General features: G+C 51.9%; 26 protein-coding genes and 1 pseudogene. 6 read left to right on the top strand and 21 right to left on the bottom strand.

The annotated features are described in order from the left end of the window. Positions 1–130: 130 nt before the first annotated feature. The 16 genes and pseudogenes from AS19_RS01160 to radC all read right to left on the bottom strand — a co-directional run bounded on the left by AS19_RS01160 (position 131) and on the right by radC (position 14,026). Positions 131–625 (bottom strand): hypothetical protein, encoded by a 495-nt coding sequence (locus tag AS19_RS01160; protein WP_035459006.1) that lies wholly within the window; start codon positions 623–625, stop codon positions 131–133. A gap of 602 nt (positions 626–1,227) precedes the next feature. Further along, positions 1,228–2,382: pseudogene (locus tag AS19_RS01155) on the bottom strand (IS3 family transposase). Positions 2,383–2,447: 65 nt separating this feature from the next. Then, positions 2,448–4,118 (bottom strand): TadE/TadG family type IV pilus assembly protein, encoded by a 1,671-nt coding sequence (locus AS19_RS01150; RefSeq protein WP_046961628.1) that lies wholly within the window; start codon positions 4,116–4,118, stop codon positions 2,448–2,450. A gap of 92 nt (positions 4,119–4,210) precedes the next feature. Further along, positions 4,211–4,495: a hypothetical protein gene (locus tag AS19_RS01145; RefSeq protein WP_011587521.1), complete on the bottom strand. Its 285-nt coding sequence runs from the start codon at positions 4,493–4,495 to the stop codon at positions 4,211–4,213. Next, the gene (locus AS19_RS01140; protein WP_011587520.1) at positions 4,492–5,175 is read right to left on the bottom strand and encodes a hypothetical protein; all 684 of its coding nucleotides are present in this window, start codon (positions 5,173–5,175) and stop codon (positions 4,492–4,494) included. The genes AS19_RS01145 and AS19_RS01140 overlap by 4 nt, the downstream gene beginning before the upstream one ends. Positions 5,176–5,196: 21 nt before the next feature. Then, positions 5,197–6,057, bottom strand: a complete 861-nt coding sequence (locus tag AS19_RS01135) for a type II secretion system F family protein (protein WP_011587519.1) — start codon at positions 6,055–6,057, stop codon at positions 5,197–5,199. Next, positions 6,050–6,973, bottom strand: coding sequence for a type II secretion system F family protein (locus AS19_RS01130; protein ID WP_046961627.1), 924 nt, complete (start codon positions 6,971–6,973; stop codon positions 6,050–6,052). Before AS19_RS01130 ends, AS19_RS01135 begins: the two co-directional genes overlap by 8 nt. Before the next feature lie 2 nt (positions 6,974–6,975). Then, positions 6,976–8,148, bottom strand: coding sequence for a CpaF family protein (locus AS19_RS01125; RefSeq protein WP_046961626.1), 1,173 nt, complete (start codon positions 8,146–8,148; stop codon positions 6,976–6,978). An 83-nt stretch (positions 8,149–8,231) separates the two neighbouring features. Next, complete coding sequence (locus tag AS19_RS01120) at positions 8,232–9,431, bottom strand: hypothetical protein (protein WP_035459014.1); 1,200 nt, start codon at positions 9,429–9,431, stop codon at positions 8,232–8,234. Between the two features lie 12 nt (positions 9,432–9,443). Beyond that, positions 9,444–10,664: a type II and III secretion system protein family protein gene (locus tag AS19_RS01115; RefSeq protein ID WP_046961625.1), complete on the bottom strand. Its 1,221-nt coding sequence runs from the start codon at positions 10,662–10,664 to the stop codon at positions 9,444–9,446. Further along, a complete protein-coding gene (cpaB, locus tag AS19_RS01110) occupies positions 10,654–11,502 on the bottom strand; it encodes a Flp pilus assembly protein CpaB (RefSeq protein WP_231860912.1) in 849 nt (282 codons plus the stop codon). Before cpaB ends, AS19_RS01115 begins: the two co-directional genes overlap by 11 nt. 134 nt (positions 11,503–11,636) lie before the next feature. Then, positions 11,637–12,071, bottom strand: coding sequence for a TadE/TadG family type IV pilus assembly protein (locus AS19_RS01105; RefSeq protein WP_231860902.1), 435 nt, complete (start codon positions 12,069–12,071; stop codon positions 11,637–11,639). After that, a complete protein-coding gene (locus AS19_RS01100) occupies positions 12,068–12,307 on the bottom strand; it encodes a Flp family type IVb pilin (protein ID WP_041704654.1) in 240 nt (79 codons plus the stop codon). The genes AS19_RS01105 and AS19_RS01100 overlap by 4 nt, the downstream gene beginning before the upstream one ends. A gap of 358 nt (positions 12,308–12,665) precedes the next feature. Next, a complete protein-coding gene (rpmG, locus tag AS19_RS01095) occupies positions 12,666–12,833 on the bottom strand; it encodes a 50S ribosomal protein L33 (RefSeq protein WP_007151127.1) in 168 nt (55 codons plus the stop codon). A gap of 22 nt (positions 12,834–12,855) precedes the next feature. Further along, positions 12,856–13,092 carry a 50S ribosomal protein L28 gene (gene rpmB / locus AS19_RS01090; protein WP_035459023.1) on the bottom strand — a complete coding sequence of 79 codons (237 nt, stop codon included), beginning with the start codon at positions 13,090–13,092 and terminating at the stop codon, positions 12,856–12,858. Between the two features lie 259 nt (positions 13,093–13,351). Next, a complete protein-coding gene (gene radC / locus AS19_RS01085) occupies positions 13,352–14,026 on the bottom strand; it encodes a DNA repair protein RadC (RefSeq protein WP_011587511.1) in 675 nt (224 codons plus the stop codon). Between the two features lie 258 nt (positions 14,027–14,284). Here radC and coaBC point away from each other — a divergent pair, with 258 nt between their 5' ends. The 5 genes from coaBC (at position 14,285) to slmA (ending at position 20,385) form a co-directional block, all read left to right on the top strand. After that, positions 14,285–15,484, top strand: a complete 1,200-nt coding sequence (gene coaBC / locus AS19_RS01080; RefSeq protein ID WP_011587510.1) for a bifunctional phosphopantothenoylcysteine decarboxylase/phosphopantothenate--cysteine ligase CoaBC — start codon at positions 14,285–14,287, stop codon at positions 15,482–15,484. A 77-nt stretch (positions 15,485–15,561) separates the two neighbouring features. Continuing rightward, the gene (gene dut, locus AS19_RS01075; RefSeq protein ID WP_035459028.1) at positions 15,562–16,014 is read left to right on the top strand and encodes a dUTP diphosphatase; all 453 of its coding nucleotides are present in this window, start codon (positions 15,562–15,564) and stop codon (positions 16,012–16,014) included. A 105-nt stretch (positions 16,015–16,119) separates the two neighbouring features. Then, complete coding sequence (locus AS19_RS14295) at positions 16,120–18,519, top strand: phosphomannomutase/phosphoglucomutase (RefSeq protein WP_046961623.1); 2,400 nt, start codon at positions 16,120–16,122, stop codon at positions 18,517–18,519. Positions 18,520–18,697: 178 nt separating this feature from the next. Beyond that, positions 18,698–19,597 carry an acetylglutamate kinase gene (argB, locus tag AS19_RS01065; protein WP_011587507.1) on the top strand — a complete coding sequence of 300 codons (900 nt, stop codon included), beginning with the start codon at positions 18,698–18,700 and terminating at the stop codon, positions 19,595–19,597. A gap of 203 nt (positions 19,598–19,800) precedes the next feature. Beyond that, positions 19,801–20,385, top strand: coding sequence for a nucleoid occlusion factor SlmA (gene slmA / locus AS19_RS01060; RefSeq protein WP_011587506.1), 585 nt, complete (start codon positions 19,801–19,803; stop codon positions 20,383–20,385). A 98-nt stretch (positions 20,386–20,483) separates the two neighbouring features. On the opposite strand, the gene AS19_RS01055 is transcribed toward slmA, so the two are convergent. The 3 genes from AS19_RS01055 to rph form a co-directional block, all read right to left on the bottom strand. After that, positions 20,484–21,116 carry a hypothetical protein gene (locus AS19_RS01055; protein ID WP_046961622.1) on the bottom strand — a complete coding sequence of 211 codons (633 nt, stop codon included), beginning with the start codon at positions 21,114–21,116 and terminating at the stop codon, positions 20,484–20,486. Positions 21,117–21,118: 2 nt separating this feature from the next. Next, the gene (gene pyrE, locus AS19_RS01050) at positions 21,119–21,781 is read right to left on the bottom strand and encodes an orotate phosphoribosyltransferase (protein ID WP_035459033.1); all 663 of its coding nucleotides are present in this window, start codon (positions 21,779–21,781) and stop codon (positions 21,119–21,121) included. Positions 21,782–21,865: 84 nt separating this feature from the next. After that, the gene (gene rph, locus AS19_RS01045) at positions 21,866–22,582 is read right to left on the bottom strand and encodes a ribonuclease PH (protein WP_011587503.1); all 717 of its coding nucleotides are present in this window, start codon (positions 22,580–22,582) and stop codon (positions 21,866–21,868) included. Positions 22,583–22,763: 181 nt separating this feature from the next. Here rph and AS19_RS01040 point away from each other — a divergent pair, with 181 nt between their 5' ends. Then, a complete protein-coding gene (locus AS19_RS01040) occupies positions 22,764–23,615 on the top strand; it encodes a YicC/YloC family endoribonuclease (RefSeq protein ID WP_231860900.1) in 852 nt (283 codons plus the stop codon). A gap of 197 nt (positions 23,616–23,812) precedes the next feature. Here the strand turns inward: AS19_RS01040 and AS19_RS01035 are convergent, their stop codons facing one another. After that, on the bottom strand, positions 23,813–24,490 hold the full coding sequence (locus AS19_RS01035) for a transglutaminase family protein (protein WP_144412614.1): 678 nt from the start codon (positions 24,488–24,490) through the stop codon (positions 23,813–23,815). Between the two features lie 849 nt (positions 24,491–25,339). Then, on the bottom strand, positions 25,340–26,572 hold the full coding sequence (locus AS19_RS01030) for an NAD(P)/FAD-dependent oxidoreductase (protein ID WP_011587500.1): 1,233 nt from the start codon (positions 26,570–26,572) through the stop codon (positions 25,340–25,342). Positions 26,573–26,589: the final 17 nt, after the last annotated feature.

Raw genomic sequence — 26,589 nt, 5'->3', positions numbered from 1 at the left:
AGGCCGGCGCGCAAAGAGCACCCGCAGGCCACTGATTGTGAGCGGGCCTCCCTCAAAATCGGTATGGCACTCTCTTTGTCGAATTAGAGAGGCACATAAATGATAACGTCGGATGACCACTTCCCATTTGTTAGCCATTGCTCAGGGAACTCTTACGAGAATGCGCTTTCTCAAAATAGCCAGCCCATGCCTCACCTATTTGCCACTCTGAATGCTCAACATCTTTTCTCATCGTTGAAATGAACCAAAGATCAACCGTACTGAAGAGTATACGTAGCAACAAAAACACCCAAGCGATAATGCCAGCATGCATGCTAGACGCAATGAGGAACCCAAACCCGCCAATAACCAGAGAAGTTATGAGTTCGCAATACTGCTGGATGATCTTATTACGACAAATTGAAAGTGTATGCTGAATAAGAGCGGATACATCAGACCTTTCGTTAGCAGTAGTGGATTCATCGACAACTCTGACCAGAAAATCACGGAATTTATCAGCTCTTTTATCCCTTTCCGACCGATAAATACGGTACTTACGAAATAGTTGTATAACTCCACCGATCCCCATGGCTATTAGCGCAATAACTGACGCTATGGAGCCGACAACGCTCAGTTCCACATTCACTTAAACTATCTCCAATTTTGGCTAACGCCGTAATAACCGGTGCAGCCTTGCTGCGCCAGGCGCCGTAGGCGCGAAGATGATTGATTTGCTCGGCATTTTCAATCATCTTTGTCGGCATGATAACTGCTTGAGCAGTAATAACAGCGAGCTTCAACGCCACCATCATCGAGCGGCCAATAATCCACCAGCTCTTCCTGCGCTCTATGAACTCCACAGATATCACAGGTACCCGGCAATTCGTTGCTTTCCTCGTTTTAACAGAATGTGTAACGATATCCCGTGCTAGAATCATCGGTGACGACTAACGTAAAGCAACCACAGTCCGACCAATCTAGGCGCACTGGGTCTGCATCAGAATCAGAGGAGCAATCGATTAAATTTGCTTCCTCGACTTCATCGGCCTCTTTAATAGCAGTACGAATAGAAAATTCATACTCCTCTGATAGAAATTTAAAGGTCTATTTCGTTTGTATTGGAATATTGCCTTCGATATCTAATTCAGCACGGTCGTCTAAAAACTCCATTATGGAGCGAAAGAGTCGACCGGTAGAGCTTATAACTTGCGGAAGATCCATTGTGACTTTGTGCTGCTAATGCAGTGGTCAACTAATACCGGACAGTGATTTAGATTTTCCCTCGGCCAGCACAGGCGCGATCCCACCATTGTAACGCTGAGGCTTACGGGGACTGTAGCAACCCATCAGGCAATCGCCGATATCTTTCTTTGCCTCATAAAATTACTGATAACCCATCGTCGGCCGCCACTCTGACTTCAGGCTACGGAACAGCCTTTCCATAGGAACATTATCCCAGTAGTTACCCTGCCAGCTCATGCTTTGCCACATTCGATTGCGCCATAGACGTTGCCGGAACAGACGGCTGGCGTACTGGATACTGGCCGCCCTAATCCGAGTGGAACATGACTTTATCAGGTTGTCCTCGCTGCTCCCAAGCATGATCCAGAGCCTTCACAAGCATGTCTGCATGGGGTGGCTGGAGATGGCCCAGCCCACAACCCGCCTGGCTTAGAAATCCAGGACGACGGCCAGGTAACTCCGACCCTCCCCGTCCAGATGTGGGCGATGTCTCCGCACCACAACTGGTTCGGCTTCTGCACCGCAAATTCTCGATCCTGATAATTTGGTATATCCAGTCGCGCAGCTGTCGCCTGCTTTTAAGCATTGGCAGAACTGCTACAAACTACCCCGAGTGCACGATAAGACTGCGGTCAACTTCTCCCCCCTGCTCATTGAGGAGTCCTTGTACCGTATGGCTTCGCGCCGAACTGCGGCTCTGGTTGAACAAGCGGTTCACTTTGACTTGTAGGTCCACGCGCTCTGCATCAATGAGACAGATCCGCTTAAGGTGATCAGAAGCAACAGGAACGATGCACATTAAATGTTGAACGGACCAATTCCACAGGGCCTTGCTCACCCAGCTGGCCCTATCAGGCAGTACGATTCCAGCCGTCCGACATCAAGAGCGCACTAGCCTTTTTAAGAGACACTTCTCGCGTTCCAGACGCTCACACCGAGCGTCAAGCTCTTGCATCCGGCGCTGCTCCCGGTAACAGCACGGCTTTTTTTAGGGGTAACGCCCTGACGCTCAGCCTCAAGCGGTTTGACCCCGCGCCGCAACACGCTCTTAACTACACCAAGCGATGTACTGGTTTGGGAAACAGTATAGCCTTGATCCAGCACCAAGCTGGCCACTTCTTGCTTGAATTCAGGAGTAAAGGAGCGTCGCTTTCTAGTCATCTGACACCTCCGAAGGTGGTAACTTTACCACCTTCGGAGGTGTCCAGATTTAGTAGACCACTACACTACTGGCCCGAAGCACATAATGCCTGGCTGCATTCAATCAGTGACATCGCACCTTGCCTTGCATCATCAACACTCACTGTCAGCGTACCAAGCTGAACACCCAACGATGATAAAAGCGGCGTTAATATGCTGACAGACAGACTACTCAGAATGGGGGAGACAACACTATTAATCAAACCTTCAACAAGGCCCTGCAAACCTAACAATTCTAATAACCCCAAACCTAAAAGCCTTACCTCAAGGTTCTCGAGGGTTAACCGAATACGCCCAACATTAGTAACCGACTGCCCACTATTATAACCATGAGCCACGGTTCGCGGCTCATCGCTCTCAAGAAGAGTAACCTCGAAATGAAGCTGTCCATCATCTGACGAAAACAGGCTGGCATCTACTTGAGCATTTACTGCTATCAACCCTCCCGCAATCGTAGTATCGATCTCACCATCAAGGCCCACCCCACTCACTGAGGCATTTGTGGTAAACGTTACCTGCTGGCTATTTCCTGAAGCACATTGTGCAGCAATCAAATCTACCTCACCTTGCCCTGTTGATATTGCCAAGGGCACAGTAAGCGAGCCTAGCGATAATCCAAGCAAAGAACCCAAATCTAGATTCACAGTCAATGTTAGCTCAATATCGGCACCATACGCCTTGGAAAGCCAGTCGCCTTCAACTGGATCCCATCGGGCAGCACCGATAAGTACCGTTGGTGCCTGATTGACTACCAACTCAAGAGTCACCTCTTCGCCTGGAAGGCCTGGTATATCGAGAGTGATTGGGGGGAGCGAGAAGGCAAGCTCAGCCACTTTAAGTACAAGCGACGTCACCGTGTCATAAAGTGGGAATTCGCTATCTTCCGGAACGGTTGTACCTTTAACAATCCCCAACACATCACTTAATGGAATACCGTCCAACCCACCTGCTTGGATTGCTGCATCAAGTATATCAATGGTTGGCTCTGTTACCGCTCCTACAACCTGTAAAGCTTGCGCTAAATCTTCTGCACTCAACACCGGTGAAACCAAATCAGCCACGTCATCAACGCCCAATGCCTGAAGCAGCTCACCAATCGATGCCGTAGTCCCTGCCAGGCTGGTTAAATCTGTAGGATCAATTGGACCAATACCCAGCACGCCCCCCAAAACCGCACCTAAAACAGTATTATCCTGCGCCAATACAGCAGTATGATTGACTGTGCTGATTGTCGCTATCACTTCTTTGCGTGCAACGCTATGTGCTGAAAGATCACCCTCCAGAAAAATAGCCAAGAGCCCACGCACAGGAGAAGAAAGAGAAACCGCCACACCATTACTTTCCCTGGCATCAAAAACAACGGGGCTAACCTGATAGCGTCCACCAACTCCATCTACTGTTACAACCTGAGCACTGGTAACAACAAAGTCCCTACCAGGATAGTCCCTAGCTAAAATCGTTTCTGCATTATTGGAAAGATCTGTCGCATCCGAAGCTAGCTCCGAACCAAAACAAGTTTGACCACTAGCTGCAAGTTCAGACGCAACGGCATTAGCTGCGGCTTGCAACCGACGCTTTTCGTTATAAAGGTTACTGCCATCAACAACCAACGCGACCATTAAAAATATAAAAGTCAGGCTCACAAACCAAACCAATGCGGATCCATGCTGTTTTTTATTACGCATATAATTATGCATGGCACACCTCATACTATGACAACGTATACCGCCATCGGTTATACAGGTTATGGCTTAATCTATGAAAGACGAACAGACCAGCCAATTACTTTCTAATCACCTTCACTAAGAGAGTCCGCTCTTTCTTGCAAACTATCCGGGATAGCTGTTTTAAACGTTTCACCAATCCTTATCTGACTATCTACATATAATTGCGCTGACAACTCACTTTCAGGTGTAACTGGCGCTAATCTTTGCTGCTTCAACAGCCTCTCTGTTGTTGTCTCATGCTGAGAAAGCAATCCCGGCGAAGATAAACCGTAATCGTATTGCTCAGCGTCAGCATAAGAAAAGGCGCTCATAAATACCGTAACGAAAAATAAAAGTGTTTTGTTCATAACTCCACTCCGAAACCACTCGCTAAACGTTCCGCACGCTCTAACTCACTTCGCTTAAACCCGTACTGCTCTTTAAGCATCGCTATACCGCGCTCATTTCCACCAAGAATGTAAGCGATAGCTAAGTTTTGGCGCGCCACGCCTTGCCCGTTCTGCAACTCCAAAGCCGTGCGCAGATGATACTGAGCTTTCTCATAATCACCGGATACCAATAGCGCATAGCCATAATCATTGCGTACTTTTCCAGAAGCGGGCAGCGCATTCACCGAATAACGGAACAGATCCATTGCTTCAGATAAGTCCCCCTGTTTCATGGCGACAATACCCAGCCCGTGATATGCCTCACCACTCTTGCACTCATCTCGCAATACAGTAAAGACCGTTTTCGCACGAGAAAGATCACCGGTTTCCGCCAACAACCGACCGTAACGACTCCAATATTCCTGGTTTTCCTGTGGCGCTTTTTGTAGCTGAGCCAAAGCAGCGTAAGGGCGACTTTTACTCATCAGAGAGTCAACCATTTCCAAGTCGACCATTCCTTCCGGATCACTTGCCTTATCGCAATGGACATTCGGACTAAAACTTTCAAAATCTGATATCACGAGCTGCTGGTCTTGGCTTGCACATCCGCCCAAAATTAAGGCTAGCACCATTGCCATACCCGGGTTCATCCTTTTCATTAAATGCTCCTGCTTGACCACTTAGCGAGTTATCGCTTGTACAATGTTCACGCCTGCCGGACCACCAACAATGATAAATAACGCCGGCATCATGAAAATCATCATTGCCACTGTCATTTTAGCGCCAACACGATTCACCTCTTCTTTAATACGGCTCTTCTCAACATCTTGAGCCTCGAGTATCAACTGCTCAATACTTTCACTAATAGCTCCACCCAATGCTCCCCCTTGTTTTAATAGCCGGGTAAGGCTATGCAGAACAGGAATCTGCTTTCCCTCTCCAATCTCATCAAGAGCAACTCCACGCTCCGCCCCACTCTCCATCAACCTATTAAAACGGTCTAACCGGTGGACCAAGCCGGGAATCATGGGCCGAGACTGAACAGCCGCTACACGAAAGGCTCGCTCAATCGACAAACCTGCCTCCAGCAACATCGACAATAGCTGAGCAAACTCAATCGCCTCCTGGTTCTGGCGATGGCACGCTACTTTAGCGACAGATCGAAAATAACGACGACTACCAATAAATCCGACAACACCTAGAAAAAGCGCTATAAACGGCCCCTTTAAAAGAATTCCCAAAAGGGCAAGCGCGATGGGCAAGACCCAACAAAAAGCAAGGTATAGAGTCGGTATCTTTTCCGGCTCCTTACCTGTTAGCTTCAACGCCTCGTAAACTTCGTTATAATCCTCACGCATCAACGCCGACGAAATCAGCCGTGAAGACAGGCCCAGGGCCACCAGATCTTGGCTTTCAGTTTCATCCCCTCCATGATTGTGGAGTCGCCCCATCACCTTCCTGCGGCGTTCCCAGCGCCCAGCCTTAAACACTAACCAAAGGGCCAGCAGAGCGCACAGCAGTGCTAACATGAAATTAACCACGGCCAACTCCCTGCACCATACGAAATACAATAATCGTACCGACCACAATCAGCCCAATCGACGTCATTAGCATTTTTTTCCCAGACTCAGTATCAAGCAACACATCGCGGAAACTTTCATTTAGGCCGATCAACGAAGCGCCGATCACTAGAGGCAACACAGCAAACGCCATTGCGGTAAAACGAGTTTCTGCGGTGGCCGCGAGAAACTCTCTACGCATTTCCTGTTGCGACCTTAGTGAGCGAGACACTTTTTTTAGAACAGGACGCACCGCACTACCGTAGTGACTTGACGTTCTCAACGCCACAGCCACAAAAGTTAAAGGAGGGATGCTGTATAATTTTGAGAAATCATCGATAAGTCCAGTATAGTCACGCCCGGACTCAACAGCACTTCGCAAACGGAAAAGCAACGGAAAGAAAACTTTGGGCGCATCGTTTAACGCGTTAACTAACGCCTGCTCCAAAGAGCGCCCCGCATCAATGCCACGAATAACATCATCAATAACTTCAGGGGTAGATTCAAAGATCAAACGTCGTCTTTTTTGATACCGATAATTCCAATAAAAAACGGCAAACAATATTGCACTCACCAACAAGAGGATCACAAACATTAGCCCGACAAACGCTTGAATTATTGCTAGCAGTGCTAAAAATAATAACAACCCAACAACTATTGCCGAGTTGCTCAATCGCAAACCCGCTTTTAACTGCAGGCGGTCAAAGCTTCCAGACCCCAAGCGGGACTCGATTGCAGCACTACTGACATCCAAAGACTGGCTATAAATTCGTGCCTGCACCGCTCTTTTTTCTTTCTGTCGGTTTCGGATGACAATCCATACCCACTGAATAAACAACAAAAAAACAGCGAATATTGCCAAGATCTTTGCTGCCGATAGCAGATGCTCGCCATCCATAATCAAGACTCCTTACTACTTGGAGAGCGATATAAACACTCCATCTGATAGGGATCTTCTTCAGTTGGCTGAAGAGAGACAATTTCACTAATCTCCCTGCGTCCATCAGGCAACCTTTTTAACTGGATAATCATGTCTAAAGCGGAACCAATAAGTCGCGCAATAGCCTTCTCACTTGCATCATAGCCGCTTACCGCCAATAGAGTTTCTACCCGCACCAAGGCTTCCCTAGAACCATTTGCGTGAATGGTACTCATCGACCCTTCATGGCCAGTGTTCATGGCTTGTAGCAGTTCAATAATTTCCCCAGACCGCACCTCACCAAGAACAATTCGATCAGGACGCATGCGCAGCGCATTCACTACCAGCTCACGCGCAGTCACTTTACCTTTTCCTTCGGTATTGGCCGGGCGAGTCTCCAAGCGCACCACATGCGGGTGCCCAAGCATAAGTTCTGCAGAGTCCTCAATCGTCAATATCCGCTCATTTTGAGGAATATAATGGCTAATCAAATTCAAAATTGTGGTTTTACCTGTCCCCGTCCCCCCACTCACTAAAATATTTCTTCTGTTCTGCACTGCAGTAATTAGAGTATTTAGACACTCTTGCGTCATGGACCCGCTGCGGATGAGCTCCTCAGCTGTAAGATGGTGTTTGTTGAATTTCCGAATGGAAATGGAAGACCCATCAAGAGCCAAAGGGGGAATGATGGCATTAACTCGCGAGCCATCGGGTAGCCGCGCATCAACCATGGGACTAGCTTCATCAAGCCGCCGTCCCAATGGGGCCAAAATACGACGAATCACACGCACTACATGATCGTCATCAACAAAGCGAGCCTGCGTTCTTTGCAATACACCCGCAACCTCAATAAAAACATTTTTCGGGCCATTCACCAGAATATCATTGATTCGATTATCACGGAGCAGAGGTTCTAAAGGACCAAAGCCTGTGACTTCATCAATCATGTCTCGGATCAGCTGCGCCACATCTTGATTTGACAAAGGTATACGACGCTCAACGATATGTTGCTGAACGGCACGATTGATCGCCTCTTCCACCCGCTTTTTATTATTTCGGGCGACCTCAATGCCATCCTCGTCCAACCTCTCTACCACACGTTGGTGCACGCTGGCTTTTAGTTGTTGGTATTCCTCGTCAATTCTTCCTGCCACGATTGCCTTCCTCGTTTATTGCTTTTATTCCCTGCAGCCTTGCCGCTGAAAAAAGGCTCACCGCAACAAACGCCGACGGCAAATTACGCCTTATTTCCATGCATCAATTTCGCGACCCAACCGCCTTGAACACTTTTAATATTTGGATTCCGCCCACCCATCAGGTCACTAACTAATCCATTCATTTTTCGATTATAAGCACTGCGTGGAGCACTCTCGCGAATAGGCACACCTAAATTGATTGATTCCAGACGATGCTTCCAGTCCATAGGAAAGGCGGCTGCGACTTCTACGCCCGTACTTCCATTCACATCATCCAAACTTGGAGGTATAGCAGATTCGTACCCATCTATAACAAAGTGAACCTCGCTATCTTTAGGCAGATGAGGCCTCCAGTTAGCTATATGCTCACGTACCGCCTTTAGCTGCCCCACTTCAGGATGCGCAGCGACAATCAAATCACTGACATGGACACCTATCGTTTTGATCCATGAGGAGTGCTGTTCACAGCCAACATTAAGGATGATTCGATCAAACATCCCCATTAATCGGGACAAGGCAATAAATAAATCAACACCCTGATCTCCAAGAAAATCAACACCCGTCCCACCGGCCAACAACCGCAACCCAGGGCGGTATTCCTCCAGCGCGGTTTCTATAAGGGTGTGATCCACAGTGTCTGGACTTGCCAGTAATTGCGTCAGATCATAGGTGCCGCGATTTTCAAGATGAAAGATTTGCTCACTATTACTGACCACATCTATCGCGAGCGTCGTCTGCTGTGAGCTACAGCTAGCCATCGTGGCCGCTATATTCTGTGTCAGAAACGTAGTGTCAACTCGTGGAGAAACACCGGCCACCAGAATTAAATTTTTGGTACGAGATGTCAGCTCATCTCCTACGTGCCCCGGTCGCACAAGCTGATGACGCCGCAAGCGGTCACGTAATTCCACCGCTTCACAACCAACAATCACACAATCACGGGCCCCTGCTCGCATACATTGCAGCAGCGTTTCTTGATCTGCATAACGGCACAACGCCATCACCGTAATCCATGGTCGAGCATTACTGAGCGCGGTAATCACAGCCATAGATTGACTGCTATCTACATCAGAAACTTCCACCAAGGCCACTGTAGAATTCGTGGCCTCAAGTAAACGCAGAACACGACTCAGATCAGAGCGACTTACACGCTCGATACGTCCGCTTCCTTGAAGAGCATCATCCAACCAAGCGTAAGCACCCTCGTCCTCAACTACTGCTAACAGGCTTTCTTCAGTCATCGTAGTCGCCCCCTACCAGCTCAAGCCATGACGAACTGGCCGAGATCCATTGCGAGTTTCAGTCATCATGTCCAACCAACCTGTACTGCTATTGTGGTAGCCAGCACCGGGCAATGGACCGGCCTCAGTCGACGATCCCGGTGACACAAGATGAGGCGTCACCACCATTACCATTTCCTTGTCTTCTCGTGACAGTTGACCCGAGCGAAAAAAGGCACCCAGCACAGGCAAATTGCCCAAACCAGGAATTCTATTGCTATTATTCACCGTGTTTTGACTTACCAGACCACTAATAATGAAGGTCTCCCCCGGCGCCAACGAAACGGTTGTTTCGGAGCGGCGAACCCTAAGCCCAGGAATAGACGTCCCCGCACTTTCCACCCCGGCGGAGAAATCTAGCTCACTCACCTCTGGCGCTACTTTGAGAATAATTTGGTCGCCACTGATAACAGTTGGCGTCAATGCCAAACCAATACCAAAACTCTTAAACTCAACCTGCACGCCGTTATTATCACTGCGAGTAGGAACAGGAAACTCGCCACCAGAAAGAAAAGTAGCCGTTTGACCACTGAGTGCGGTCAGAGAAGGCTTCGCCAGGGTATAAGCAAACCCTCCACTTTCTAGCGCATTAATAATCGTTGTTGAATTCTTGCCAAGACGAAATAAGTTGAAACTATCGGAGGCGCCTCCGCCTCCCGGTGAGGCAACGCCCACTTGAGTATTGCCCCCATCAAAAATATTAGAATATTCAAAACCAAAGCTATTAAGCTTGCTCCGGCTAACTTCCATAATCCGAATATCCGTTTGCACTTGGGTTCCAAACGGCAATCTTTTTCCTGCCGTCGCGGCAACAACCACCGTACTCCTTAATGGCTCATCCATACCGTCTAACCAAACAGTAAGCACCGACGATCCTTCCTGCTGAGCAGTCAGCAATAGCTCAGCAGGAGCACTGACAGCCACAGCGACAGCATCAGGGCTGGAGGTGGCAACCTTTGTTACACGATCAGCAAAAGCAACCACATGCTGATCCCCCGGCCCCATGCGCATCACCTTTTCAAAGGAGTCCGCACCCACTGGCACGGAAAAAAGCGCAGACAGGGCGATCCCAACAACTGATAGATGCGACAACAGCATTGCAAACAAAGAGCGTCTAGACAGAACCGTACCGGCAACTCGAGACTTTCCATTGCATCGTTCCGACACCTTTTTCTGTATCACCTCAACGTACATAAGTACTCCTTGAAGTCGATCCTTCATAGACTTCCACTTTATTTCCGCGAGGGGGGGCCACACTCCGTCTTACCGGTTTTTTCTCAGGGAACAAAGAATCCAGCTTAGTAGTAAGCATCAATTCCTTCTGCTCTTTTCCACTGAGACCGACAGCTCCACCACCAGCACTCTCATTTTGTTCGCTTCCTATATCCTCTCCAGCCATAGCCAAGCGCAGCTCGCCATTGCTGTCAGCTAACAACAATTTAGGCAAGGCTTCGCGGGGTATCGCCAAGACAGCAGTCGCGTTTCTTGAACGACTCTTTTCCTTCTCTTCATCCGTCTTATCGGCATCCTGAAGCTGGCCTTTTACCGCCAATACTTCAATAGCCTTAAGCAAAATCATGCTCGTGGGTTGTTCATCTTGCCCCTTGCGAAAATGCACCAACACATCCACCAAATCACCAGGCTCCAACAGCCCGCCAACAGCCGAGGCATTATCAATATCGATGGCAAATGCTCGGAACTGAGCAGGAACAGACTGCGCCAGACGATTACCGGCTTCTAGGTGAACCTGAGAGAGAATTTCGCCGTTGCGAACATGCTGAAATAAACGCTGCCCCACCACTTGAGCGTCAGCTTGCAGAGCAGACGACAATGGCGCAGAAACATCAATTTTTTGAAAATCATCATCCGCAACAATCGAACCTATGTTTAGCTCTCGTGTTGCAACCCAGTAAGTATATTTAGGTTTATCCGCAGCACGCTGTTGCGCAAGCACCTCATCCGCTCCTGCCCTTTCCGGTTTTGCCGGCGAAGGATCTCGAGCCAGACCCACTAGGGCTAAAATCACCGCCACCACACTCAGTATTAGCGCAGGTAGCATATAGAGCCAACGAGCCCCCATGTCCCCTCCTTAGGTTTTACTTGCCAGCAACCACCTGAACACAAGCGCTGACGCCAACAGTCTCGCCCCACCAAACGGCAGTGCAATCAAATTGTTACCCTAGATGTTACGCTCAAACAGTCTGGCAAAGGCGGAAAACCACCGAAGATTCCTAGCTGATCAGGCCCAGTCGCGACACCCGACGCCTCACTGCAGCCCCCATCCGTTAGAGCAATACTCAAATCACACACGACCTCAGCACCCACTGTCACACAAGCGTCAGCGGGCACCGAGCCCATAAAGGTAGGCACATTATTAGCCAACGCGCCATTGGCCAAACTTGCAGCCATAACCCCAGGATCACTAGTGGTATTACGGTCCAGCGTGGTGGCTGCCGCCGCGGCTCTGTCGACAGACACCTGCATTCTCATTTGCCAAGAAAACAGAACGCCGTAGGTCGCCGCAGCGTAAACCAGACCGATCACCAGGGGAGACACTAGCAGAAACTCCAGTGCCACAACCCCTTTAACAATTTTCTTCACGCGTCTGATGAGCCGCCGCATGCGGAAGAATCGTTGAGGCACTCGACAATGCCGTCGAACACACCATCAACCTCACCCGAAAATGCGACAAAGATCACGGCCAATGCAATCACCAGTACAGCGGCGAGCATAATATATTCCAACGCACTGGCCCCACGCTGATTGCGTGCCCGGCCGGGGAGCTGAGTGAAAAGGCGAACAAACAAAGCCTGAGAAAGGGTTTTCAACATATCCATAGTATTCTCCATACATCTAACTACGTAGACTATTGTTGTGTGAAATCAAGGTGAAATTTTATGCATTAATATAGACGTATTCCGTTGATCCTATGCAACCGTGATGCACCCCACAACTGCGAGCATGTAGCCTTTTGTTGCAAAACATCCCGCTCATGTAAAGCTAGCACCAGCCCTATTTTGTGACGCGGATCAAACCACTGTTCGGGCAGGAAAGACGATAGACGGGCACCCTAACGCATATTTTTTTATATTTAACGTGAAGATAAAGCGCGCACTTTTCTCCAAGCATAAAAAAACCCGGGAGAGAATCCCGGGTTTTTTTATGTCCGCTACCAGGCAGGCAAGCTAAAATCGATTATTTGATTTTAGCTTCCTTGTAGGCCACATGCTTACGCACGACCGGATCATACTTCTTGGTTTCCATCTTTTCAGGATGAAGACGCTTGTTCTTGGTGGTGGTATAAAAATGACCAGTGCCAGCAGAGGACACCAGGCGGATTTTTTCACGAATAGGACCGGCCATGGGTTAACTCCTTCTGTTAGCCTTAAACGCGATCGCCGCGAGAACGGATATCGGCGAGTACTGAATCGATACCTTTCTTGTCGATGATGCGCATACCTTTAGAGCTTACCCGCAGACGCACAAAACGCTTCTCGGATTCAACCCAGAAACGATGGTGGTGCAGATTCGGCTCGAAACGACGCTTGGTCTTGATGTTCGAGTGAGAAACGCGATTGCCCGTTACAGGGCGCTTACCGGTCACCTGGCAAACTTTGGACATTGTCTTGCTCCGTAAAACTTCTTGCGGGGGACGGTAGAGCCCCGGAAAAGGCGCGTTTTATACCAACCCACCGCTCAAGTTTCAAGCTAAATTTGAATTTAAACGACCACTGGAGGCCAAACGGCGCAAGCTAAGCGCCACCAAGATCTCTTCTTGTACGGCTAAAACATGCTCAACAGGCGACATTGTGAGAGGCTAACACGCTCATTTGCTTAGTTCCGCATGTTTCGTCAGGCATGCCATGCCAGCACACACGTGCTTACACTGCTCCGCGAGACGCCAACGACACCCAACCGCCATCACCAATCACCAAATGATCCAGTACTCGCACTTCCACCAGCCCCAGCGCCTCCACCAAGCGGCGAGTAATAGCGTGGTCCGACTGGCTAGGCTCCGCCACACCGGAAGGGTGATTATGCGCCAGGATCACCGCCGCAGCATTGTGCTCCATGGCTCGGCGCACCACTTCTCGAGGGTAGACCGCAGCGGCATCAATAGTGCCCTGAAACAGTTTCTCGAAAGCAATCAGCCGATGCTTGTTATCAAGAAACAAGCACGCGAAAACCTCAAACGGCAACCCGCGCAACTGGGCAGTGAGCAACTGTCCCGCTTTGTCCGGATTATCCAAAGGCAACCCCCGCTCTAGAGGCTCTGCCAAATAGCGGCGACCTAATTCCAGTGCCGCCAGCAACAATGCCCGTCGGGCTACCCCCATCCCAGGCAAGTGCGCCATTCGTTCCGGGCTCAGATCCAACATGGCCCGCAAACCGCCACTACTCACTAACTGCCGACGGGCCAAATCCACCGCCGTTAGCCCCTGCTGCCCAGTACGCAAAAAGATCGCCAACAACTCCGCATCACTAAGCGCCTGCGCCCCTCTCGCCAATAACTTTTCCCGCGGCCGCTCATCCTCCGGCCAATCTGTTATAGCCATAACAATGCTCCACGCGGCAACCTGTACGCAGCCATCACCCTCTTCATCCCCGCCTGCCACACGCTGAATGACTTATATATTCGTCTCAAAGCTCACCTCCCCCAAAAACATCTTTGTTTTATGTGTAGCCTGTTGCGCCCCGCGTGCCGCGCCTCTTATAGAGTGCTACTCTATGTAGCCTGACTTGATAGCAGTTTAGCGGCTGCAGCGGCAGTGGAGATTCGCCATATCTGCCGTCATCCAAACAAGGGTTTTTGCATGCAACGTCTGATGAACAAACGCGTCCTGCTGGGCGTCACCGGTGGCATCGCGGCCTATAAAGCCGCCGATTTGGTACGCCGACTGCAGGATGTCGGCGCACAAGTGCGGGTGGTCATGACCCAGGGAGCCTGTGAATTCATTACTCCACTGACCATGCAGGCGCTATCAGGGCATCCCGTACACACTACACTGCTGGATCCAACGGCCGAAGCCGCCATGGGCCACATAGAACTGGCTCGCTGGGCAGATCTGGTACTGATTGCGCCCGCGTCCGCCAACTTCATGGCCCGTTTGGCCCATGGCCATGGCAACGATCTGTTAACCACCCTGTGCCTGGCCACCGGCGCCCCTATCGCCATTGCCCCGGCCATGAACCAGCAAATGTGGGCGGATATCAGCACCCAAAAGAACCAGCTGATCCTTCAGGAAAAGGGCATCACCATTTTCGGTCCCGGCAGCGGCAGCCAGGCCTGTGGCGAAGTCGGCGCCGGGCGCATGCTCGAGCCGCTGGAAATCATTCAGCAGGCGGCGGAAGTGTTTGATAACCAGCTACTCACCGGCAAGCATGTGGTGATCACCGCCGGTCCCACCCGAGAGTCCATCGATCCGGTGCGCTACATCACCAACAAAAGCTCCGGGAAAATGGGCTTTGCGCTGGCCGAAGCCGCGGCCGAAGCTGGGGCCAAGGTCACCCTGATTGCCGGGCCGGTGTATCTACCCACCCCTTCACGGGTGGAGCGCGTGGATGTGATCCGCGCCGTGGATATGTATGAAACCTGCATGGACGTGGTGGAAAATGGCTGCGATGTCTTTATCGCCACCGCCGCCGTAGCGGACTACCGCCCGACCGTGACCGCCGACCACAAGATCAAGAAGTCCACCGAAGAAATTCACCTTACATTGGTAAAAAACCCAGACATCGTGGCCTCCGTAGCTGAACACGCCAAACGCCCCTTTACCGTAGGCTTCGCAGCAGAAACCCAAGACGTGATGGCCTACGCCCAAGGCAAACTGGTGAACAAGAAGCTCGACATGATCGCCACCAATGATGTCTCCGGCACCAATGTGGGCTTCAACAGCGACAACAACGCCCTCACGGTAATCTGGCCCAGCGGCCACAAGGTATTGCCGCTGGCCTCCAAAGCCCAAATTGCCAAACAACTGATCGAACTGATCGCGATACGCTATAAAGACTAACGCTGACACGCTGCACGCAGCATGTAACACGCCCGATTTTATCCCGTGATGCATGTAACCTGACCGAAGGAAACACCATGAGACTGCAATATCGGGTACTCGATACCCGCCTTGGCGACAGCATTCCTCTGCCTCATTACGCGACCGACGGCTCCGCCGGGCTAGACCTGCGCGCCATGGTCAAGGAACCGCTAACCCTGCAACCAGGAGACACCGAGCTGCTGCCTACCGGCATGTCCATTTTTATCGATGATCCGGGCTATGCGGGCATGATCTTGCCGCGCTCAGGTCTCGGCCATAAACACGGCATCGTGCTAGGCAACTTGGTAGGACTCATCGATTCTGATTATCAGGGCGAACTGATGGTGTCCTGCTGGAACCGTGGGCAGCAGCCCTTCACGCTGGAGCCCGGTGAGCGCGTCGCTCAGCTAGTGATTGTGCCGGTAATGCAGGTAGAACTAAAACAAGTAGAAAGCTTCAGCGCCAGCAAACGCGGCGACGGCGGCTTCGGCCATAGCGGCCGCCATTAATACAACACAAAAGCAACAAACCATGCGGCAAAACAACGCAGCATCGCTCGCACCACAACCTAAACCGCAATAACACAGTGGTAGCGCCGGGTAAGCGGAGGGGATATGGGGACAAAAAAGAACAACAAGCAAGATGAATCCACCAACGTCATGAAGCAACTGCTGCCCTTGGTTACAGCGGGCATTATCGGGGTAATTGCGGCCACCGGCTGCCTTTACGTCTATCAAATAAAGCAATTACAACCCGAACAACAGCATACTCAGGCTCAATTGTTGGCTCGCTCTTTGGCCAATCAAGTCCATAGCACGATCGAGATATCACGTAAGCAACTGGACATTCTCAGTAACCGCCGCGACGCAAACCGCGCTCTGGCAGACAATGACCTGTCCAGCTTCAACATGCATCAGCAGCAATGGTTCCCCGAAGCCTCAGTCCAGTTAATTTCCCACCGTGATTCAGATATGTCCCGGCTCAGCTACACGGCCCAAGAGCTACTCAAGAAGGCCAGCTTGGGCCAAAAGCCCGAGCCCGTCATCATTGCCGGCGACATACCCCGGCTAGTGATCGCTCGCGCCACCCACAACGAATCTGGCAGCCTACTGCTCACCCAGTCCTTAGTTCCGCTGGCTACCGCCCTGCGCGCGTCTATCCCAAACGGTGGTGCGCTCGCCGTGAAATACGCTGGCACCCCTCTGCTCAACAACAAGCAACGCGCCAGCGGCGGCACCGCTCAGGTCACGCAAGGCCCGGTTGAAGTCAGCCTAGCACTACGCGCGCACAGCGATAATAGCCTGATTGTCGCCATCCTTGGCGTCTCCCTGGGTGCAGTTGCCATCCTCCTAACCACCCTGCTGGTCAACCGCCTGCTGAACCGAGCCCTGCGACAAGACGTCGCCGAGCTAATCCGCTACAGCGACGAACTCATACACCAACCGGGTGTCACCGCCCGCGACCATTTCCAGTTTCCAGTTTTAAAAGGCGCTAACGAAGCCTCCGCCCGGCTGGCCCAAAAATTACGCGAGCGCGCAGGCGCCACTCGTCCCCATGCCGCAGCCCAAACCGACGCCTTGCTAGTAGAGGAAAATGACGACGATAGCATTCTACTAATAGATGACGATGACGGTGACCAAGCTGTACCCGACAGCATTTTTCGCGCTTACGACATCCGCGGCATAGCCGGCGACACCCTAACCGCTCAAGGCACCTACCTGCTAGGACGCGCCATCGGCAGCGAAGCCGGCGAACTGGGCCAGCAAACAGTGCTGGTGGCCCGCGATGGCCGCCTTTCCAGCCCGGAACTCAGCCGCTCATTAATCAAAGGCCTGCTAGAATCCGGCCGCGACGTGGTTAACCTGGGCCTAGTCCCCACTCCGGTTCTCTACTATGCCACCGAAGTACTAGAAACTCAGACCGGCATCATGCTCACCGGCAGCCACAACCCGCCCCAGCATAACGGCCTAAAAATCGTCATGAACGGCGACACTCTTTACGGCGAACGCATCCTAGCCCTTAGCCAGCGCATCAAGAACAATGCCTTTAGCGAAGGCCGCGGCCACGAAGAAGAACGCGACATCACCGATCGCTATCTCAACGACATTGCCAGCGACATCGTGCTGGCCCGCCCCCTAAAAATTGCCATCGACTGCGGCAACGGCGCCACTGGCGAACTGGCGCCACGCCTGTTCAGCCAGTTAGGATGTGAAGTTGCGCCACTGTATACAGAGATCGACGGAAACTTCCCCAACCACGCCCCAGACACCGGTAACCCGGATAACCTCACCGACCTAATCCGCGTAGTACAGGAACAGGAACTGGACCTGGGCCTAGCCTTCGATGGCGACGGCGACCGCGTCGCAGTGGTTACCAACACCGGCGAAATCATCTGGCCCGATCGCCTGCTAATGCTGTTCGCCAAAGACCTGCTCGCCCGCAGCCCCGGCGCCGACATCCTTTTCGACGTAAAATGCAGCCGCGCCCTGCCTGCCATTATCCGCAAGAACGGAGGCCGTCCATTGATGTACAAAACAGGGCACTCGCTAATCAAGGCCAAAATGAAAGAAAGTGGTACCGCCTTGGCGGGTGAAATCAGCGGCCACATCTTCTTCGCCGACCGCTGGTTCGGCTGCGATGACGGCGCCTATGCGGGAGCTCGCCTGCTGGAAATCCTTTCATTGCAAGATGACACCGCCGGCCAAGTATTCGACCAATTTCAAACCGGCGCCACCACCCCAGCGTTGTATATCGATGCCACCGACGACAACAAATTTGCACTGATCGACGCCCTCGAGGCCCATGCCGACCAATTCACCGGCGGCCGCCCCACCACCATCGACGGGCTACGGGTGGACTTTCCTGATGGCTGGGGGCTGGTGCGCGCGTCCAACACCACCCCGTCACTGGTGGCCCGCTTCGAAGGGCGCGACGAAGAGGCACTGGAACGAGTAAAAGAACAGTTCCGCAAACAACTGCATGCAATCGATAAAAGCCTAAAATTGCCGTTTTGAGTTAGAATCACCGAACTGAAAGGTCAAACGTGGAGATGGCACCGCGCAAATCGGATACTCTTTTGCTCCACGCTTTATCCTAAGAGGGAACGCGGACAAAGCCCCTGCAATGCAAAGCGTTGGCCCTGCATTTTGAACGTTAAATACCTCCGCTAAAGCGAATACCCAAGGAGACCCAATGGACGCCAATAGTGCCCATGACACCGCCCGAATTCTGATTGAGGCGCTACCCTACATTCAGCGTTTTGCCGGCACCACGGTAGTCATCAAATATGGCGGCAATGCCATGGAAAACGAGGAGCTAAAAAACAGCTTCGCCCGTGACGTAGTAATGATGAAACAAGTGGGCATCCACCCGGTGATTGTGCACGGCGGGGGCCCCCAGATAGGCGAGTTACTGGAACGTCTTGGCAAAGAATCCAAATTTGTTCAGGGTATGCGTGTCACCGACCGGGAAACCATGGACGTGGTACAGATGGTGCTCGGAGGGCTGGTCAACAAAGACATCGTTAACCTGATCCAGCATAACGGCGGTCAAGCCATCGGCCTCACTGGCAAAGACGGTCGGCTGATTAAAGCTCGCAAGATGGTTCTCAAGGCAAGCGATGCGGATAGCCCTGCATTACAGGCCTCAGAGATCATCGACATCGGCCACGTTGGCGAAGTGCAGGGTATCGACACTCGGATCATCGACCTGCTCGCCGGCAGCGATTTTATCCCTGTAATCGCACCCATCGGCGTAGACGACAACGGCGCCAGTTACAATATCAACGCCGACCTTGTGGCCGGCAAAGTAGCTGAAGTGCTGCGTGCAGAAAAACTCATTCTGCTCACCAACGTCCCCGGCCTGAAAGACAAACAAGGCCAGATCCTCACCGGGCTCACCACCGAAAGGGTCAACAGCCTGATCAAGGACGGCACCATCTACGGCGGCATGCTGCCCAAGATAGGCTGCGCCCTAGAAGCAGTGCAAAACGGCGTGCACACTGCCCACATCATCGATGGCCGGGTGTCTCACGCCGTTCTGCTAGAAATTCTCACAGACAAGGGGATCGGCACCCTAATTAGCAAAGACTAGTTGAACAATAAAATTTTAAAGTTTTCAGCTTCAACTTAAGTCGCCGGCAAGAGGGATTGCCGGTGACTTTGCTATAACCAATTTATAAGAATATTGCAGCAATAAACCCGGGAATGTTGGGCGCGGGCATAGCATATGATATATCTCTTGCCACACTCGCGCTGCAGCTTGCCGCTTGCAGCTAAAAACGGGAACGACATTTCATGACCGATAAAAAACCGTCTCGGAAAGAGCAGATCCTGCAGTCGCTCGCCCACATGCTTGAAGCCGCACCAGGAGGACGCATTACCACCGCCGGGCTGGCGCGGGAAGTGGGTGTCTCCGAGGCGGCGCTATACCGACATTTTCCCAGCAAGGCAAAGATGTTCGAGGGGCTGATCAGCTTTATCGAAGAAGCCATTTTTTCGCGTATTAACCGTATCGTGGAAGACGGTCAGGCCAGCGATCAGGTGGAACAAATACTCACCTTGCTGTTGGCGTTCACCGAGCGCAACCCCGGTATTACTCGGTTACTCACCGGCGACGCCCTGACTGGTGAAAACGCACGCCTGCACCTGCGCATTCAACAATTCTACGACCGAGTGGAAAGCCAAGTAAAAAAAGTACTGCGTGATGCAGAGCTGAAGGAAGGCTTACGCACCCAAGCCACCCCAACCGTCACAGCCAACCTACTGCTGGCCGTGGCCGAAGGGCGCATTGCGCAATTCGTTCGTTCTGGCTTCAAAATTAAGCCAGGCCAAGACTGGCCTGCCCAATGGGCGCTATTGCAACCCACCTTGTTTCGGTAAAAGGAATTAAAGGCGTTCGCCACCGTGGTGGCTATTTTCTTCAAGCTTTCTCCGCTTCATTCCGCACTAAACCAGAATCAGGGCGACCATTATCCGCCCTAATTCTGGCCTTTCTCAATAACCTCAAGACGCTCAATAATTGGCGCGTATTGTTGATTGGCTTGATCTATTTCTTGATCGAACTCACGTAGTTTTTTTTCCGCGGTGATGATCTGCCGTTGCAACCGATCAATCGCTTCTTTAACCACCTCCGGCACCTCTCTACCCGCCCGCTCATTGCGTGCCGCCGTGGCAATCTCATCATCCAGCTTCGCCTGTAACTGAGCCAGATTATTCTCTTCGTAACTAATACTGAGCTCCAGCGCTTCGACCCTACGGTCCCGCGCCCGCTCCGCATCTTCCGGGCCCGCATATAACCGCAACATATCGCGATCTTCCCGTGCCTGGCGAGCCTGCTTCATCCGCTGGGCCTTGGCTTGGGCGTCATTGAGCTCCACGCCCTCCACGTCCTCCAGCACCCGGCCATATTGATCCAACAACTGATAACCGTTGCGGATAGCATCCATCGTCAGGGTTCGGTTCAAGTGCACCACACCATCCGTGGTTTCATGTCGAAAGTAGGCGCCATCCGGAATCCGCTCATTCGCGCGCTGCCCGGAACGCGCCCAAACCGACGAAGGCAGTAATGGCGAAACCAAAATGAACGCCATCAACAGGACGACGATTCTCATTATTATTGCACTCCATAGCGCTCCCGGTATTCACGCATAGGCTCCACCACGGCTTCGCTATCCGGTTGCTGTTCCAGCCAGGCGACAATATCACTCATGGTAACGATAGACCCCACTGGCACTCCCAATGCTTGCTCAACTTCCTGAATCGCAGACAGGCCCTTGCCCGCCTCAGAGGGCTCTTTACCGCACTCCTGCCGATCCAGTGCGACCATCACCCCAGCCATGCTCGCGTCGGTCTTCTCGAACATCGTCGCCACTTCACGAATCGCAGTCCCGGCCGTGATCACGTCATCTATCACCAGTACTCGGCCCTGCAATGGCGCACCCACCAGCCAGCCGCCTTCGCCATGGTCCTTGGCTTCCTTGCGGTTAAACGCCCAAGGGTAATCCCGCCCATGGTGTTCGGCCAGCGCCACGGATACCGCCGCTACTAGAGGAATACCTTTATAGGCCGGCCCGAATAACATATCGAATTCCAGCCCGGATGCCATGATCGCATCCGCATAATAACGTCCCAACCGGGCAAGCGCTTCACCGCTATTGAAGGTTCCCGCATTAAAGAAATACGGGCTATTACGGCCGGATTTCAACGTAAACTCACCGAATTTCAAAGCCTTACGCTCTTCCGCGAAGCGCAAAAAGTGCTTTTTATAGTTCTTCATAATCAAGCCTGTGTGCTACGTAACTTGCTCTCAACGGTGAAGCACCGTGCCGCGCACGGTGCAAAACGCACCTTTGTTTTGCTTTTACCAGCCGAGTGCGACCTGCTGCGCTTTAATGATCTCACCGATACCATTTTCAGCCAGCTCCAACAAATTGTCAGATTGCTCACGGGTAAATGGCGCGCCTTCTGCTGAACCCTGGATCTCGATAAAACCGCCTTGCTGAGTCATCACCACGTTCATGTCAGTGCCTGCATTGGAGTCTTCCGCGTAATCTAGATCTAGCACAGGGGTATCCTTGTACATACCCACAGACACCGCACCCACTAACCCGGTCAGCGGGTCGTTTTTGATCTTCTTGGTTTCCAGCAGGTAGGTAAAGGCATCAACCAGCGCCACACAGGCCCCGGAAATGGATGCCGTGCGCGTGCCACCATCGGCCTGCAGTACGTCGCAATCCAGGTAAATCGTGCGCTCACCCAGCGCCTTCATGTCCACCGCAGCACGCAAGGAACGGCCGATCAGTCGTTGGATTTCCAGGGTACGCCCTCCCTGTTTCCCGCGGGTCGCCTCGCGGCCAGAGCGGGTGTGGGTAGAACGCGGCAACATACTGTACTCGGCGGTGAGCCAGCCTTGGCCCTTGCCCTTGAGGAAACGTGGCACACCATCTTCCACGGACGCTGTGCACAGCACCTTAGTGTTCCCAAACGCCACCAATACGCTGCCCTCGGCATGAACGGTGTAGTTGCGGGTAAAGCTCAGCTCACGCAATTGATCGGGGGCTCGGCCGGATGGGCGCATGGAATCTCCTGAAATAGTAAAAACGAAAGGGCCGCCATTGTAGCAAACACCGACGCCAATGCCTTCCTTGCACCCAAACCCGTCTCCATTAGACTAGGGAACCATTACTGTAGGAGCGTGCAGGCAAACACCGCAGAGCTCCACCCCACTGACAACAACGAGGTTCACCATGATTTGCAGCATGACTGCTTTTGCTCGCGCCGACCGCCCGCTTGAGGGCTACGGCCTTGTCTGGGAAATCAAAGCCGTGAACCATCGTTACCTTGAAGTCAGCCCCCGCCTGCCCGACGCCCTTCGCTCACTGGAAAACGCAGTACGTGAACGCTGCCGTAAAAGGCTCGCCCGGGGCAAAGTAGAAATTACTCTACGCTACCAACAAGATGAGAGCGATGCCGCCCTAGAACTCAATGAGCCACTAGTGAAGCAACTGTCGGACATCTCTCGCCGAGTCGGAGACTTGGTCCAACATTCCGGCCAGGTCAACCCCATGGAAATTCTCCGTCACCCCGGCGTTCTCAGCACCCGGCAGCTGGATGTGGCGCTACTGCAACGCGAATCCCTAACCTTACTTGATGAAGCCCTGCAATCCCTGATCGACACCCGCAGCCGAGAAGGCGAACAGCTAGGCAAACTGATTGAAGAACGGCTCGACGGCATCATTGTCCAAGTAGAAATCGTCAAAGCCGCCATCCCGCGCATCAAGGAAGCCCAACGTGAACGGCTACGCAGCCGCATCCAGGACGTCATTGACTCCCCGGACCCGGATCGCCTGGAACAGGAGCTGGTTCTTCTAGCGCAAAAGATGGACGTTGATGAAGAACTCGATCGCCTGCTAACCCACGTTACCGAAGTGCGCCGCATCCTCAAAAAAGGCGGCCATATCGGCCGTCGGCTCGACTTCCTCATGCAGGAACTCAACCGCGAAGCTAACACCCTGGGCAGCAAATCCGTAGACAGCGAAACCACAGCGGCAGCGGTGGAGCTAAAGGTGCTGATTGAACAGATGAGGGAGCAGATCCAGAATATCGAGTAACCCCCCCATCCTTAAAACCCTGTACTTATTGAAATTTTATTAAATTAGAGTCCAGAGACATCCGCTCAAACCCACCATAATCCAACCCATAATGGTGGGTGAAACATAATTCTCACCCACCATCCTCTACTCTCAACACCTGTTGATCGGCAGCAATGACTGCATACCCATCAGCGTGTAAATACCTCGCCCCATCGTTAACCCGCCGACGCTTCATCCTCGAAACGCCCTTCAACCGCAACAGCAGCAGACGAACCGAACAACCCCTTAAAGGCCGGATAATACTTCTTAAAATCCGCAAGAATTTGCTGAAATGGTAGATCATCAAAAACGCCATGCTCTTTCAAATATTCCATATGACGATTGCCGGCCTGATCAAATGCATGCAATACAGAGTCATGAATGCCATCAAACTCAAGCGGTTTTACACCGGTCTTATCGCAAAGTGATTGATTAAACGCCGGAGTCGCTTTTACCCAGCGGGTATCGATATACAACTCCGTATAGCCATGCCAAGCAAACACATCTGTTTGCATCATCTCTTTCAGCTTTTCAGAGCTCAGATGATTTTTCACATCGGCAAAGCCCAAACGGCAAGGAATCCCAACCGCCCGACCGGCAGCGGCAAGCAGCACAGCCTTTGCCACACAGTAACCATAGCCATTGGCCAGCGTCGTGCTTGCCTTTAATCCCTCTTGCGAGAAACAAATCCGATACGGATCGTAGCGAATATCATCACGCACCGCGTAGTATAGCTTTACCGCTTTTTTTATCGGGTCCGTCTCGTCACCCACCACAGTTTCAGCAAAACTGATCACCGATGGGCTGTCAGAATCTATATATTCAGAAGGCTGAAGAGCCGCTTCAAAATCCATCGCTGCTACCTGCATGATCTAAAATGTTCGCTTCCATTCTACACATCGACTCGATGCCACTACCAAACATTATCGGCCTCTCTAGCTGCGGCATTCACAGCACTAACCAGAATAATGGCCTCTACAATAAAGAAAGGTTCACCGCACGCGCTCTCCCCTAAAAATTTATCGAGGTTTTGATTCGATACTTTTACGATGAAGACGCCTCTATTTTCCGACAGTCAGATTCTAACGAATCTCGAGCAGCATGAGGCGGGAATACCAGTCTCCGGGGTATCCCCGAGCACAGCGTTGAATTATCAGTGGTGAGCTAAGTTCGAAGGCAAGGGGTCCGTCACTGATAAATCGAATCAGGAAGTTGAAACAGACAATTACCCGCTAAAAAACGTATGCCGAAACGGCACTGTGGAAGCCCACGCCAGCATTAAGTCACCCAATACCTATAGCGTTTGGCGTTCACAGGTCAAAACGCCCGTGTGGCCTTTGTTTGTTCCTGGTGGTAATCGGCCAAATTCGACAGGGGGGGGGGGTAATCACGTGCGGGAGGGGGAGGCAACCAGCCATATGGCGGTAGACGGTATGGCGACGAGAAAAAAGGCCGCTGCTTGCGGCTTCTGGGATAACGACTTTTATCTTTATGAAGAAAAATTCGTTATCCCAGAATTCTACGGTGAATCTATTTCCAGCTCATTCATCCAGCCAGTTTTTTAGCCGCGAAGATTACCGAAAGGTTCTAGCACCGAATAAGAAAGGAACATTGGAATACTTCACCCTCTACCTCCTTTGTTCCCAACCTTGCCTTGCAGCGGTAGCCCGTGCCACCGCCACAAACGGCAATCACTACCGGTTTCAGATCAAAGACTTTAATTCAACATCCAGATCACTCAACACGTCAGCGCTAATACTCTTACGGTGCTGAACCAACTGCTTTCCAACCATAAACGCAATGGGCATATTCACCGCATCAACGGCAATCACACAGCCCTCACGGAGATAGAACACCGCAAACGCTTTGTCTTCCGTGCTGCCACGCATGACTCGTTCATCATGGTCCTGCGAGAGCCCCACCATTTGCAAACGAACATCATATTGATTCGACCAAAACCATGGAGCGCTATCGTAGGGCTTATCCTCTCCCATCAAGGTCGCTGCCGCAGTACGTGCTTGATCGACAGCGTTAGCAACGGACTCGAGCCTCTGCATTTTCTCGAAGAAAAGGTTTCGGTGACGAGTGCAATCACCTATCGCCAGGATGCTTGGGTCAGAAGTGCGGACATATTCGTCCACCAGGATACCGTCTTCACAGGATAGGCCGGCAGCCTCAGCCAAAGCCGTTTCGGGTATAACGCCAATCGAGACAAGCACAACATCTGCGTCAACCGTTTCGCCATTTGCTAACGTTACGCCAGCCACTCGCCCCTGATCTCCAGCTTTGAAGCCGGTGACAGCAGTATTAAGACGCACGTCCACGCCAGAACCACTGTGCTTAGCATACAGGAACGAAGACATCTCAACGCCCGTAACTCGCTGCATTAGACGCTCAGCGCCTTCCAGCACCGTAACATTAACGCCTTTCTTGCTCGCACTGGCTGCAACCTCAAGGCCAATGTAGCCGCCACCGACAATAACCAAACGGGCACCTGGTGACAGTTGATCGCGCAATGTATCCGTATCAGCAATGTCATGCAGATAATGGATGCCTTTTAATTCAGATCCAGGCGCATTAAGACGCCTAACGTGTGAACCTGTGGCAAGAATCAGTCGGCCATATTTCAGTGTGCTCTGATCTGACAATGTAAGGGTTTTGTTGTCTCGATCAATGTTCTCAACGCGCACACCAAGTCGCAACTGATGCCCCGCACCTTCATACACCGAGCGCGGTTTCAAATAGAGAGATTCCTCGTTAACCTCTCCTGACAGATACGTTTTGGATAAAGGCGGGCGCTGGTAGGGCGGATAAGGCTCTTCGCCCACCAGAACCACCTCGTGTGGATATTTCTTTTGTATCAAGGCTGTCATCAACGCACCTGCTGCGTGCCCGCCTCCAACGATGACAGTGGCATCTTGTTTTTCGTTTTCCATGCTTCTCTCTTTATCTG

The sequence above is a fragment of the Alcanivorax sp. NBRC 101098 genome, from assembly GCF_001010505.1.
GTDB lineage: Bacteria > Pseudomonadota > Gammaproteobacteria > Pseudomonadales > Alcanivoracaceae > Alcanivorax > Alcanivorax borkumensis.
The sequence above is the reverse complement of the archived record's forward strand: the minus strand, read 5'-3'. Positions and strand labels throughout refer to the sequence as shown.